At 69.1% G+C, this 12,988-nt stretch carries 12 protein-coding genes; 8 read left to right on the top strand and 4 right to left on the bottom strand.

Annotation, left to right across the window (positions count from 1 at the left end; translation table 11 throughout):
• The first annotated feature begins 19 nt into the window (after nucleotides 1–19).
• The 3 genes from ASE16_RS17615 (at nucleotide 20) to ASE16_RS17625 (ending at nucleotide 3,873) form a co-directional block, all read left to right on the top strand.
• Nucleotides 20–1,420 carry a UDP-glucose dehydrogenase family protein gene (locus ASE16_RS17615; RefSeq protein WP_055898120.1) on the top strand — a complete coding sequence of 467 codons (1,401 nt, stop codon included), beginning with the start codon at nucleotides 20–22 and terminating at the stop codon, nucleotides 1,418–1,420.
• A gap of 69 nt (nucleotides 1,421–1,489) precedes the next feature.
• Nucleotides 1,490–2,539 (top strand): UTP--glucose-1-phosphate uridylyltransferase GalU, encoded by a 1,050-nt coding sequence (galU, locus tag ASE16_RS17620; RefSeq protein WP_082581557.1) that lies wholly within the window; start codon nucleotides 1,490–1,492, stop codon nucleotides 2,537–2,539.
• A 104-nt stretch (nucleotides 2,540–2,643) separates the two neighbouring features.
• Nucleotides 2,644–3,873, top strand: a complete 1,230-nt coding sequence (locus tag ASE16_RS17625; RefSeq protein ID WP_055898123.1) for an Ig-like domain-containing protein — start codon at nucleotides 2,644–2,646, stop codon at nucleotides 3,871–3,873.
• Between the two features lie 5 nt (nucleotides 3,874–3,878).
• Here the strand turns inward: ASE16_RS17625 and ASE16_RS17630 are convergent, their stop codons facing one another.
• A complete protein-coding gene (locus ASE16_RS17630) occupies nucleotides 3,879–4,172 on the bottom strand; it encodes a hypothetical protein (protein ID WP_235500577.1) in 294 nt (97 codons plus the stop codon).
• Between the two features lie 348 nt (nucleotides 4,173–4,520).
• Between ASE16_RS17630 and erm the strand changes: the two genes are divergently transcribed.
• Both erm and ASE16_RS17640 read left to right on the top strand, forming a co-directional pair.
• Nucleotides 4,521–5,363, top strand: coding sequence for a 23S ribosomal RNA methyltransferase Erm (gene erm, locus ASE16_RS17635; RefSeq protein ID WP_055898129.1), 843 nt, complete (start codon nucleotides 4,521–4,523; stop codon nucleotides 5,361–5,363).
• Between the two features lie 10 nt (nucleotides 5,364–5,373).
• Nucleotides 5,374–6,123: a GNAT family N-acetyltransferase gene (locus ASE16_RS17640; protein ID WP_235500586.1), complete on the top strand. Its 750-nt coding sequence runs from the start codon at nucleotides 5,374–5,376 to the stop codon at nucleotides 6,121–6,123.
• A gap of 256 nt (nucleotides 6,124–6,379) precedes the next feature.
• Here ASE16_RS17640 and ASE16_RS17645 read toward each other — a convergent pair whose 3' ends face one another.
• From ASE16_RS17645 to ASE16_RS17655, 3 genes are read right to left on the bottom strand one after another with little or no spacing between them, the layout of a single operon-like run.
• Entirely contained in the window at nucleotides 6,380–7,450 is a 1,071-nt protein-coding gene (locus ASE16_RS17645; RefSeq protein WP_055898132.1) for a threonine aldolase family protein, read from the bottom strand.
• A 27-nt stretch (nucleotides 7,451–7,477) separates the two neighbouring features.
• Nucleotides 7,478–8,158 (bottom strand): SDR family NAD(P)-dependent oxidoreductase, encoded by a 681-nt coding sequence (locus ASE16_RS17650; RefSeq protein ID WP_055898135.1) that lies wholly within the window; start codon nucleotides 8,156–8,158, stop codon nucleotides 7,478–7,480.
• On the bottom strand, nucleotides 8,155–9,600 hold the full coding sequence (locus ASE16_RS17655; RefSeq protein ID WP_055899024.1) for a DUF6421 family protein: 1,446 nt from the start codon (nucleotides 9,598–9,600) through the stop codon (nucleotides 8,155–8,157). The genes ASE16_RS17650 and ASE16_RS17655 overlap by 4 nt, the downstream gene beginning before the upstream one ends.
• A 169-nt stretch (nucleotides 9,601–9,769) precedes the next feature.
• Between ASE16_RS17655 and ASE16_RS17660 the strand changes: the two genes are divergently transcribed.
• The 3 genes from ASE16_RS17660 (at nucleotide 9,770) to ASE16_RS17670 (ending at nucleotide 12,978) form a co-directional block, all read left to right on the top strand.
• Nucleotides 9,770–10,498 carry a DNA alkylation repair protein gene (locus tag ASE16_RS17660; RefSeq protein ID WP_200949689.1) on the top strand — a complete coding sequence of 243 codons (729 nt, stop codon included), beginning with the start codon at nucleotides 9,770–9,772 and terminating at the stop codon, nucleotides 10,496–10,498.
• A 54-nt stretch (nucleotides 10,499–10,552) separates the two neighbouring features.
• Nucleotides 10,553–11,452 carry an SDR family NAD(P)-dependent oxidoreductase gene (locus ASE16_RS17665; protein WP_055898141.1) on the top strand — a complete coding sequence of 300 codons (900 nt, stop codon included), beginning with the start codon at nucleotides 10,553–10,555 and terminating at the stop codon, nucleotides 11,450–11,452.
• 128 nt (nucleotides 11,453–11,580) lie between these two features.
• Nucleotides 11,581–12,978, top strand: a complete 1,398-nt coding sequence (locus ASE16_RS17670; RefSeq protein ID WP_055898144.1) for an APC family permease — start codon at nucleotides 11,581–11,583, stop codon at nucleotides 12,976–12,978.
• Nucleotides 12,979–12,988 lie beyond the last annotated feature (10 nt).

Raw genomic sequence — 12,988 nt, forward strand, 5'->3', positions numbered from 1 at the left:
AGCGAAAGGACCACGCGACATGACCACCAAGAAGACCACCAAGGAACAGCCGGCCCCGCGCATCAGCGTGATCGGCACCGGATACCTCGGAGCCACCCACGCCGCAGCGATGGCCGAGCTCGGGTTCGACGTGATCGGCGTCGACACCGACCAGAGCAAGGTCGACGCCCTCCGCGACGGCCGCGTGCCGTTCTTCGAGCCAGGCCTGCCGGAGCTCATCACCCAGCACGTCGCATCCGGTCGGCTCAGCTTCACCACCGACATCGCTGAGGCGACAGCGCTCGCCGACGTGCATTTCATCTGCGTCGGCACGCCGCAGCAGTCGGGCAGCTTCGCCGCCAACCTCAGCTACGTGGAGGCTGCGGCGCGGTCGATCGCGCAGAACATGACGCACGACGGCGTCATCGTCGGCAAGTCGACCGTCCCGGTCGGCACGGCCGCCAGGCTGCGCGCCATCGTGGCCGCCGAGCTGCCGGACGGCATCTCGGCCGAGCTGGTCTGGAACCCCGAGTTCCTCCGCGAGGGCAAGGCCGTGGACGACACGCTCTCTCCCGACCGTCTCGTCTTCGGCGGAACGTCCGAGCGTTCCGAGGCCGTGCTGCGCCGCATCTACGCGACCCCGATCGCGGCGGGCACGCCGGTCCTCGTGGCCGACCTGCCGACCGCCGAGCTGGTGAAGGTGAGCGCCAACGCGTTCCTCGCCACCAAGATCTCGTTCATCAACGCCATCTCCGAGGTGTGCGACGCCGCAGGCGCCGATGTGTCCCTGCTGGCGGATGCGCTCGGTCACGACGTTCGGATCGGTCGCCAGTTCCTGAACGCCGGCCTCGGCTTCGGCGGCGGCTGCCTGCCCAAGGACATCCGCGCCCTGATGCACCGGTCGAGCGAGCTCGGTGCGCACGCGGCGGTCGGCCTGCTGCAGCAGGTGGACGAGATCAACATGGGCCGCCGCCAGCGGGTCATCGACCTCGCCATCGCGGCCTGCGGCGGCTCGGTGCTCAACCGCAGGATCGGCGTGCTCGGGGCCGCGTTCAAGCCGCACACGGACGACGTGCGCGACTCGCCGGCTCTCAACGTCGCCGCCGCCCTTCACCTCCGCGGAGCGCAGGTCGTCGTGTACGACCCGGAGGCGCGCTCCACCGCCCAGCGCATGTTCCCGACCCTCGGCTACGCCGACTCGGTCGAGGAAGCGGTGAACGGCGCTGACGTGACGGTCGTGCTCACCGAGTGGCCCGAGTTCGTCGAGGCCGACCCTGCCGCCCTCGCGGCGATCGTGCACGGTAAAACGGTGATCGACGCCCGCAACTGCCTCGACGCCGGCGCGTGGTCGGCCGCAGGCTGGGCGGTGCACGTCATGGGCAGGGTGCCGGAGGGCGCCCCGCTGGCCGACGACCTCGCCGCGCTCGCCGGCGTGCGCTGAGCGCATCCACCGCATCCACCGCATCCCCCCTTTTCGGCTGTTCCCCGCTTCCTTCGAGAGGAAACCATCATGACCAGTTACGTCACCAAGGCTGTCATTCCGGCCGCAGGGCTCGGCACGCGCTTCCTGCCGGCCACCAAGGCCATGCCCAAAGAGATGCTCCCCGTCGTCGACAAGCCCGCCATCCAGTACGTGGTCGAGGAGGCGGTCGGCGCAGGCCTGAACGATGTCCTGCTCGTGACGGGCCGCAACAAGAACGCGCTGGAGAACCACTTCGACCGCAACACAGAGCTCGAGGACACCCTCGCCAGGAAGGGCGACCTCGACCGGCTGGAGAAGGTCAACCAGTCCACGTCGCTCGCCGACATGCACTACGTACGCCAGGGCGACCCGAAGGGTCTCGGCCACGCCGTGCTCCGCGCCAAGATGCACATCGGCCACGAGCCGTTCGCCGTCCTCCTCGGCGACGACATCATCGACGCCCGCGACCCGCTGCTGTCCAGGATGCTCGAGGTGCAGCGGCAGCTCAACACCACGGTCGTCGCTCTCCTCGAGGTCGACCCGAGCCAGATCCACCTCTACGGTGCCGCCGCAGTGGTCGAGACGGACGAGGACGACGTCGTGCGGATCACCGGCCTGGTCGAGAAGCCGGACCGCGAGAGCGCTCCGTCGAACTATGCGGTGATCGGGCGTTACGTGCTGCGGCCGGAGATCTTCGACATCCTGGAGAAGACGGAGCCCGGCAAGGGCGGCGAGATCCAGCTGACGGATGCGCTGCAGGGCCTCGCTACCGCGCCATCGTGGACGGGCGGCGTGCACGGCGTCGTCTTCTCCGGGCGTCGCTACGACACCGGCGACCGCCTGGACTACATCAAGGCGATCGTGCAGCTCGCCGCCGCCCGCGACGACCTCGGCAAGGACCTCGTGCCGTGGCTGCGCGAGTTCACCGCGACGGACGGCGTGGATGCGGTCGAGGCGGCCGCTCCCGTCGCTCCCGCACCGGCCCAGCCGGCCAAGCCCGCCAAGCCGGCGAAGCCGACCGTCGCGACCATCCCGGCCGAGCCGGCGGCAGAGCCCGTGCCGCGCAAGCGCGACCTGGTGCCGGTGGCAGGAGCCTGACCACTCGCTGAATCTCACGGCCCTCGCGTCATGAACGCGAGGGCCGTGCATCTCTTCGGGTGCCGCTGTCGTCGGCGGCCATCTACCCGAATGGATGTGCACCCGTGTCCCGAAAACTGCTCGCTATCGTCCTCTCCGCCGTCGGCCTCCTCGGCCTGAGCGGGCTGAGCCTCCTCGCCGCCCCGACGGCGGAGGCTGCCGTCATCCCCAACGCCATCACCGGCGTCTCCCTCACCTCCACGCCCTCGGTCGGCAGATACGCCACGTCGACCTTCGACTGCACCTGGGCGGTTCCGGACGGCTCGTCCGCCGGCGACACGTTCACCCTCCAGCTCCCGCAACAGCTCTCCTGGTTCGGCACGGCCGACTTCGACCTGAAGGACACGGCGGGGGATGTGGTCGCCACGGCCCACGCCGACGCCTCCGGTCTGGTCACCTTCATCCTCACGAGCTTCGTGTCGACGCATCCCCACTCGGTGAACGGCACCTGCGCCTTCACGACGCTGTTCACCGCCGAGCAGACCCAGGCGGGTCCGACCACTCTGCAGTTCATGGTCGGATCGACCGTCTATCCGATCGATGTCGTCGAGGCTGGACCGTGCACCAGCTCGTGCGAGACCGCCGCTCCGACGACGGCGTCGAAGAACGGATACTGGGCGGACACCGCGCAGACCCGAATCCACTCGTTCATCGAGGATCCGGCGACCACCGACACCGTGAACACGGTCACGATCACGGACACCCCGGCGGGCGGAACGTCGATCGACTGCACGAGCGTCGCCCCGACGATCGGCATGTGGGACCCGGCGACGGGAGCCATCGCGCAGCCGGACCGGAGCGCCGACTATCCCGCCGCTGTCGACTGCACGCCGGCCGGCGTGACGGTCACCTGGGCGGATGTGCCAGCGGGCCAATACACCAGGCTCGACCTCGACACCGTGGTGACGGATGCGGCGCTCGGCGCATACAAGAACACGGGAACCGTGGTGATGAACGGTGAATCGACGCCCGTGCAGTCGACCGTGGAGACGACGGCGGCCGCCGGGACGGGAACCGGGCAGGCACCCGCGTCCAGGCCGACGCCGACGCCGACGCCCACGGCGACTCTGACGCCCACCCCGACGCCGACCTCCACGCTGACACCCGCACCCGCTGGAGCCACGTCGACTCCCGCGCCGTCGGCCACCGGCCCGGCGACGCCGTCAGCGAGGGAACACCTCGCCGAGACCGGCTCCGACCTCACCGCGCCGCTCTCCGCCGCGCTCGCCCTCACCGCCGCAGGGGTCGGAATCGCGATCGCCAGGACCTACCGCCGCAGGCACGCTACGCGCTGACCCGGTCAGTCGAGCCCGAGGCGCTTGAGCGTGTGGTGCTCGCTGTGCCCGGCGTCCGTCTCGATCTCGTCCACCGCGATCGGGATGCCTGGACCGATGGCGAGCCACACGAAACCGTCCCTGTGGACGAGGGGAACCAGGTCGGTGGTGCCGTCCTTGAGGAGGGTGCGCACGCGCTTCAGCAGTGCGTACCCTTCTGACGGCCTTGTCACGTACGTCTTGCGCCGATAATGGACGACGTGCGCGACGGTCTTCGCGCCGAGTCCTTCCACCTGGGCGTCGGTCAGTGCCTCGGTCATCTGCGGTCCTTTCGGGTCGTGCTCTCGGGCGTTCATTGACGGTACTCGCGTCCCAGGCCGAGTCAACCGAGCCGAACGTGCAGAGCCGGCCGGTGTCGCGCATCCAGAGCCCGCCGCCCTGGACGCGCGGGTGGCAGATGGCCTACCGTGCTGTGTATGGGAACACTGAACAGCGTCGCCTGCGGGCGACGCGTGATCGCGCGGGAGCGTCGCGCCTGACGGCGCGCTTCCACCGATTCACTGATCGCGCCGTACCTCCGGAGACCTTCGCGCCCCGGATACGGAAGCCGTTCGTGCTGCCTCCGACCTGTTCCGCGGGCGCTCCATCCTTCGTTGCTGGAGTCCCACGTGCGTACCCATTCCTCTCGTCCATCCCATCCATCCCGTCCCTCCCGCGCATCCCGACCGGTCGCCCCGGTCGGCGGCAGGCATGAGCTCGGCCAGAACTTCCTCGTCCACCAGGCCACCATCGACAGGGTCGTCGCCCTCACCCGGGCGACGCGCGGGCCGATCCTCGAGATCGGCGCGGGCGACGGCGCCATCACCAGGCACCTGGCCAGGCTCGGCCGCGACCTGCTGGCGATCGACCTCGACGGCGCCAGCGTGCGCCGTCTGGCCGAGCGGCTGCCGTCCGCCGACATCCGCCAGGCGGACGCGCTGCGCTTCCCGCTGGACAGGCCGGTCGTCGTCGGCAATCTTCCGTTCCACCTGACCACTCCCATCCTGCGCCGCCTGCTCGGCTCCGGCCGGTGGCGCAGCGCCATCGTGATCACCCAGTGGGAGGTGGCACGCAAGCGCGCGGGCGTCGGCGGACGCACCATGATGACGGCACAGGCCGCCCCCTGGTTCGACTTCGCGCTGCACGCCCGAGTGCCATCCGACGGCTTCCGTCCACGACCGTCCGTCGACGGCGGCCTCCTCACCGTCGAGCGACGACGCGACCCCCTGATCCGCTCGACCGAGCGCCGGGCATACGAGCGCTTCGTGGCAGCCGTCTTCACCGGCCACGGCAGGGGCATGGATGCGATCCTCGCCAACGCGGTCGGCGTCCCCACTGCGGCGCGCAGGTCGGCGCTGGCCGCGGCAGAGGTGGCGCCGTCCGCACTGCCGCGCGACCTGACCGCGGAGGCGTGGGTGCAGGTGTGGGCGCACTGTGCAACGTTCGCAGGCGGCGCGCGGGGGAGGAGGTAGCGTTGCCGTCGTGCTGCCTCTCCCGTCTCCCGCCGAGCTGGACGACCTCGCCGACCGCGGCTGGCCGGCGCTCGAGCGCGAAGCGCTCGGCCCGTGGACGCTCCGCTTCGCGGACGGCGTCACCAACCGCGCCAACTCGGTCCTCCCCTCCGGACGGGCGGATGCGGCCGCCGTGCCCGACCTCGTCGCCGTCGCCGAGCAGGCATACCGTCGTCGCGGCCTGCCCACGGTCTTCCAGGTCAGCCCGGCCACCGACGCTGCCCTCCCCGCCGAGCTCGCGGCCCGCGGCTATCGTGAGCACTCGGCCACGCGCATCCTGGTCGCCGACCGCGCGACGATCGCGGCGGCTTCCGTTGCCGTCGACATCGCCTCCCTCCCGTCCGAGCCGTGGATGGAGCTCTGGTGGTCGGTCGACGGCCGCGGCGACCGGGCAGCGCAGGCCGTCGCCGAGCGCATCCTCGCCGGGGTCCAGGCGCTCTACGCCGCCTCAGGCCCGGCGGAACGCCCGGATGCAGTGGCCCGTCTCGCCGTCGTCGACGGCTGGGGCGGCCTGTTCTCCGTCGCAACGCGGCCGGAGGCACGCCGCCGCGGCCACGCCGCCACCCTCATCCGTGCGGTCGCCGACGCCGCAGCGGTCCGCGGTGTCGAGCGCCTCTGGCTGCAGGTCATGGCGGACAACACCGCCGCCGTCGCCCTCTACGAGAGGCTCGGCTTCGTCCAGGCGTCGGGCTACAGCTACTGGACCGGATCCGCCCTTTGACATTCGCCCGTTAACGCCGCGATGCCGGGTGCGTGGACCTAGGGAATCCACGCAGCCCGGCATACGTTCGGGGTTACCTTCGGAGGATATTCGGGTTCCTCCGCCGGCTATCCCAGACTAGCGAAGATCGTGCCAATGTGGGTCAAATGGAGGACACGATTTGTACCCCAGTAGGAGTGTCATTCTGGCCCTCGCTTGGGGTGTCCCTGGCTCTTGACGTCAAAAAGCCGACGCTGTAGTGCAAGAAACGAACTGTCTACGCCGAAAGCTCCTGCTTGAGAGCTGCGACGAAGGCGTCGATGTCGTGCTCTGTGGTGTCGAATGAGCACATCCAGCGCACCTCGTGGCGTGCGGCGTCCCAGTCGTAGAAGCGGAAGTGCTCGCGCAGCCTGTCGGCGACACCGGCGGGCAGCGTGGCGAACACGCCGTTCGACTGGGTCGCCTGGCTGAATCCGACACCAACGATGCTGCCGTCCGCGATGCCGGCCTCGAGGGACGTGCGCAGCCGATTCGCCATCGCGTTCGCGTGCGACGCCGACCGCAGGTAGAGATCGTCGGTGAGCAGCGCGATGAGCTGGGCGGAGATGAACCGCATCTTCGACGCGAGCTGCATGTTCAGCTTGCGCAGGTAGAGCAGCCCGTCGGACGCCTCCGGGTTGAGCACGACGATCGCCTCGCCGTAGAGCATCCCGTTCTTGGTGCCTCCGAAGCTGAGCACGTCCACTCCTGCGTCGGTGGTGAACGCGCGCAGCGGCACCCCGAGCGACGCGGCGGCGTTCGCGATGCGTGCGCCGTCCATGTGCAGCTTCATGCCGAGCGAGTGAACGTGGTCTGCGATGGCCTTCACCTCGTCGACGCTGTACGCCGTGCCGAGCTCTGTGGTCTGCGTGATCGACACGACGAGCGGCTGAGCGCGGTGCTCGTCGCCCCAGCCCCAGGCCTCTTTGTCGATGAGCTCCGGGGTGAGCTTGCCGTCCGGCGTCTCGACCTGGAGCAGCTTGATCCCGGCGACGCGCTCGGGCGCGCCCGCCTCGTCCGTGTTGATGTGCGCCGTCTTCGCGCACACCACAGCGCCCCAGCGCGGGATCATCGACTGCAGCCCGACCACGTTGGCGCCGGTGCCGTTGAACACGGGGAACACCTGCACGCCGTCGCCGAAGTGCTCCGCGAACACATCGTGCAGTCGCGCCGTGTACACGTCTTCGCCGTAGGCGATCTGGTGGCCCTCGTTGGCCGCGGCGATGGCGTCGAGGATCTCGGGGTGGACTCCCGCGTAGTTGTCTGAGGCGAAACCGCGCAGGTTGAGGTCATGGAGTTGTAGCGTCACGTATCCATCCTTGCAGGAGTGTGAGAGTCAGTTCGCGGCGTCCGCGGAAGTTGTGAGCAACTCCCGCGTGCCATTGATTGTGGAGGGATCGGACTCCCACAGGCGCACGACAGCGGCGCCGAGCCGCTCCTCCAGCCCGGCCAGGGTCTTCACGACGAAGACCACGGCGGCGGCGTTCGGCGCCGCCTTGGCGAAGCCCTGCGCGACGGCGCGCGTCCAGGCGTCCGCCGCCGCCTTCGCCGCCGCGTAGTTCGCCCCTCCCGCGTACGGCGCATCCACTGCCGTGGACGACACGATCGCGAGCCGCCCCGCCGGTGATGCGACGAGGTCGTCGTAGAACACCCGCGTCGTGTTCCGTAGCGTGCGGAACCCGCGCTCCAGGAAGTCCCAGTCCTCGTCGGACTGCCCGGCGATGCCCCCTCCGCCCCGCCAGCCGCCCACCAGGTGGATCAGCCCGTCGATCGCTCCGAACTTCAGGTGGATGCGCATGGCCAGCTCGGCCACCGCATCCCGGTCGGAGAGATCGCAGACCCTGGTGTCGACGCCCGGCACGGCAGCGGCAAGGGCGTCGAGCGCCTCCGGCCGCGTGCCGACGGCGAGGACCGTCGCGCCCGCCGTCACCAGCGAACGCGAAACGGCCTCGCCGCTGGCGCTGGTCGCACCAGCGACCAGCACCAGCCGACCGTCGAGCGGCAGACCTTCCGTCACTTCTCGTCCGAGTGGCCGGTGATCCCGGCCGTCGACTCGATGACTCCGGCCATCTTCTTGTTCAGCGCCTCGTAGAACATCGACAGCGGGAACTCGTCGTCCAGCACCTGGTCGGTGTATCCCTTCGGGACGCCGGCGAGGATCTCGTCGGGAAGCCCGCGCGCCCAGTGGGATGCCGGGTTCGGCGTGAGCGTCTCCGTGAGCATCTCGTACGCCGCCAGCCAGTGCGACACCTTCGGTCGGTCGATGGACCGCCAGTAGAGGTCGTTGATCCTGTCGCTCAGCGCCACGACGACCTCCGGCACGCCCTCCCAGTCGATGGTGAGCTGGGTGTCCGTCCAGTGCAGCACGTCGTGCTGGTGCATCCACGCGAACAGCAGCTGCCCGCCGAGCCCGTCGTAGTTGCGGACGCGCGAACCGGTGATCGCGAACCGGAAGATCCGGTCGAAGATCACCGCGTACTGCACCAGCTTCGCGTGGTCGCGGATCTGGCGCTGCGCCTCGGACAGCTCGGCGTCCGGCAGTGCCTTCAGCTCGCGCTCCTGACGCACCGACTCGCGGAACGCGGTCAGGTCGCAGCGCAGCTCCTCCAGCGAGTAGAGGAAGAACGGCATCCGCTGCTTGATCATGAACGGGTCGAACGGCAGGTCGCCGCGCATGTGGCTGCGATCGTGGATCAGGTCCCACATCACGAAGGTCTCCTCCGCGAGCTTCTGGTCGTCCAGCATCGCGGCTGCATCGTCCGGCAGCTCCAGCTTGGTGATCTCCGATGCCGCCCTGACCACCCGCCGGTAGCGTGCGGCTTCGCGGTCCTGGAAGATCGCTCCCCAGGTGAAGGAGGGGATCTCCCGCATGGCGACGGTCTCGGGGAACAGCACGGCCGAATTGGTGTCGTAACCGGGCGTGAAGTCCACGAAGCGCAGCGGCACGAACAGCTTGTTGCCGTAGTCGCCCGCCTCCAGCTCCGCGATGAACTCCGGCCAGATCACCTCGACCAGCACGGCCTCCACGAGGCGGTTGGTCGAGCCGTTCTGCGTGTACATCGGGAACACGACCAGGTGGCCGAGCCCGTCGACGCGATGCTGCTGCGGCTGGAATGCGTTGAGCGCGTCCAGGAAGTCGGGGACGCCGAGGCCGTCGTCCGCCCAGCGGCGGAAGTCGGCGCGGAGCGCATCCAGGTACGCTGCGTCGTGCGGGAAGTGCGGCGCGAGCTCGGAGATCGACGCGATGATCGCATCCACCTGCTGCGCAGCACCGGCCTTGTCGGCCTCCTCCGGCACGGAGCCGTCCTTGACCTGCACCTGCTGCAGGGCGACCGCTGCCTCTTTGAGGGCCAGCCACGCGGGATGCGTCGCCAGCGACCGCACGGAACGGGCGTCCTCGACGACCTCGGGCTCTCCGACAATGGCGTTTGCGCTGAACTGGGAAACGAATTGTGACATGACGAACCTCCCGTCGTTGGTCGTCCGCGGCTGCGGCACTGGTCCGGGTGCCGGATTGCACCCGGATTCGAGCCTATCCACTCGCTATCGACGTTTTCTTGCCCATCCGGTGTCTTCCCTTGCGCCCGACGCCTCGGCCACGCACTTTTCCGCCGGTATGCTCGGGCTCGTGACGGCAGCAGAGGTTCGGGATGCGCTCGCGGAGGTCGCCGATCCGGAGGACGCGGTCTTCCTGCAGCGCTTCTTCAAGACCGGTCACGGCCAGTACGGAGAGGGCGACGTGTTCATCGGCGTGCGCGTTCCGCAGACCCGCGCCGTCGCCAAGCGATTCGGCGGAATGCCGCTGGACCAGCTCCGTGAACTGCTCGACAGCGAGGTGCACGAGCACCGCCTGGCCGCTCTGATCATTCTGAACAGGGACTTCGAGCTGGCCAGTCGCCCGCGCGCTCTGGACGAGGCGCGCAGGGAGGAGATCGCCTCCTTCTATCTGGATGCCGTGCGCCGCGGCAGGGTGAACAACTGGGACCTGGTCGACGCGTCCGCCGAGTTCGTCCTCGGCGAATACCTCGTCGACCGTCCGCGAGACCTGCTCTTCGAGCTCGCGGCGAGCGAGGTGCTCTGGGAGCGTCGTGTCGCCGTGCTGTCCTCGTTCGCGTTCATCAAGCACGGCGACGCGTCCACCACCCTCGAGCTCGCCGCCCTCCTCCTGGAGGACAGGGAGGACCTGATGCACAAGGCCGTCGGCTGGATGCTCCGCGAGGTGGGCAAGCGCGTCGACAGGGATGCGCTGCTCGCCTTCCTGGACGAGCACGCGGCCGAGATGCCGCGCACCATGCTGAGCTACGCCACCGAGCACCTCGGCGCGGAGCAGCGGGCGGACTACCGCGCGCGGCGCTGACCCGTTCCGCCTCTCGCGCTGACGCGCACGCCCGCGACTTGGGATGATAGACCTATGACGAGAACGGTTCGGGGCGCCCGCGTGCTGATCACGGGGGCAGCTTCGGGGATGGGGAAGCTGTACGCCGAGCGCGCCGTGCGCGAGGGGGCTTCCGCCGTCGTCCTCTGGGATCGCGACGAGGCGGCGCTCGCCGTGGTGACGGCCGAGCTGCGCGCCGAGGTGATGGACCAGCGTTCCGCGTCGCCGTGGGGCGGGCCTGGAGGGTCGCCGAGCTCGTCGGCCGGCCGGCCGGCGACCACCGTGCATCCGTTCGTGCTCGACATCGGCGAGCTCGGCGCCATCGCGCAGACCGCGCAGGTCGTCCGCAAGGAGCTGGACGGCATCGACGTGCTCATCAACAACGCCGGGATCGTGCGTGGCAAGTACTTCTGGGAGCACGACAACGGCGAGGACACCCGCCAGACCATGCAGGTCAACGCTCTCGCCCCGATGTACATCACCCGCGAATTCCTCCCGGCGATGATCTCCAGTTCCAGGGAGGCGCGCATCGTCAACATCGCGTCGGCGGCGGGAACGGTGTCGAACCCGCGGATGAGCGTCTACGCCGCATCCAAATCGGCCGTGATCGGCTGGAGCGACAGCCTCCGGCTGGAACTGCTGCAACAGGGCTTCGGGCACGTCAAGGTGACGACGGTCGCCCCGAGTTACATCTCGACCGGGATGTTCGAGGGAGCGCGCGGCCCGCTGCTCACGCCGATCCTCACCCCGGAGTACGTGGTCGACAGGGTCTGGAAGGCGATGCTCGCCGGGCGGCCGATGCTGCTGCTCCCCTGGTCGGTCGGCCTCGCGCGCACCCTCAGGGGGCTGCTGCCGCTGCGGGCCTGGGATGCGGTGGCCGGCAACCTGTTCGGCGTCTACTCCTCGATGGAGCACTTCACCGGCCGCAAGCGCTGAGGGCAGGCTCGGCGGCCGCCCGGAGGCGTCGTTGCGGGGTATACCAGCATGTCGCGCCCCGTTCGGGTGACAATTCTGAGAACTTTCACATAAAGTAGCTCCCACCGTCGATCGACAACGGAGCGAACGTGAGCAATCCTTCCTGGACCCAGGTCATCAAGACCGCGGACGGCGAGCAGCCGGAGCTGAAGCGGGCACTCGGCCCTGGTCTTCTGCTGCTCTTCATCGTCGGAGACATCCTCGGCACGGGCGTCTATGCGCTCACCGGCCAGGTGGCGGCGGAGGTGGGTGGCGCCGCCTGGCTGCCGTTCCTGCTGGCGTTCGCCGTCGCGACCGTGACCGCGTTCTCCTACCTCGAACTCGTGACCAAGTACCCGCAGGCCGCCGGAGCTGCGTTGTACACCCACAAGGCGTTCGGCGTGCACTTCTTCACCTTCATCGTCTGCTTCATCGTGATGACGTCCGGCATCACGTCGGCGGCCACCGCATCCCGGGCGTTCGCGGTCAACCTCTCCGTCGGCTTCGGCCTGCCGGACGACAACGGGTTGACCCTGCTGGTGGCGCTCGCGTTCATCGTGCTGATCATGCTCGTCAACCTGCGCGGCGTGACGGAGAGCGTCTGGCTGAACGTGGTGCTGACGATCGTCGAGCTGTCCGGCCTGCTGCTCGTCATCATGATCGGACTGTGGGCGATCGGGGGAGGCAACGCCGACTTCTCCCGCGTGGTGGCGTTCGAGACGCCGGAGGACAAGAGCATCCTGCTGGCGGTGAGCACGGCGACGTCGCTGGCGTTCTTCGCGATGGTGGGCTTCGAGGACTCGGTCAACATGGCGGAGGAGACCAAGAATCCGAGCAAGATCTTCCCGAAGATGATGCTGACCGGACTCGGCATCACCGCCGTGATCTACGTGCTGGTCTCGATCACGGTGGTGGCGCTCGTCCCGATCGGCGAGCTGGCGGGCAGCGAGACCCCGCTGGTGACCGCGGTGCAGACGGCGGCGCCGGACTTCCCGATCGCCGACCTGCTCCCGTTCATCTCGATGTTCGCGGTGGCGAACACGGCGCTGATCAACATGATGATGGCGAGCCGTCTGCTCTACGGCATGAGCAAGCAGGGCGTGCTCCCCGGCTTCCTCTCCAAGGTGCAGCCCAAGCGCCGCACGCCGTGGGCGGCGATCCTGTTCACCAGCGCCCTGGCGCTCGGCCTGATCGTCTACGTCTCGCTCGACCCGAAGGGCTCGATCGTCGCGCTCCTCGGAGGCACAACGTCGCTGCTGCTCCTCGCGGTGTTCGCCGTGGTGAACGTCGCCGTGCTCGTGCTGCGCCGCCAGCCGGTCGACCACAAGCACTTCCGCACGCCGCGGGTGCTGCCCATCGTCGGCGCGATCACCTGTCTCTACCTGGTGTTCCCGTGGACCTCCGGACGCCCGGCCGGTCAGTACGGCATCGCGCTCGCGCTCCTCGCCATCGGCGTGGTGCTGTGGGCCGTCGCCCGCGCATTCACATACGCCGCATCCCGCCGCTGAGCGACGACTG

Origin of the sequence: Leifsonia sp. Root227 (assembly GCF_001428745.1) — a bacterium.
Lineage (GTDB): Bacteria > Actinomycetota > Actinomycetes > Actinomycetales > Microbacteriaceae > Leifsonia.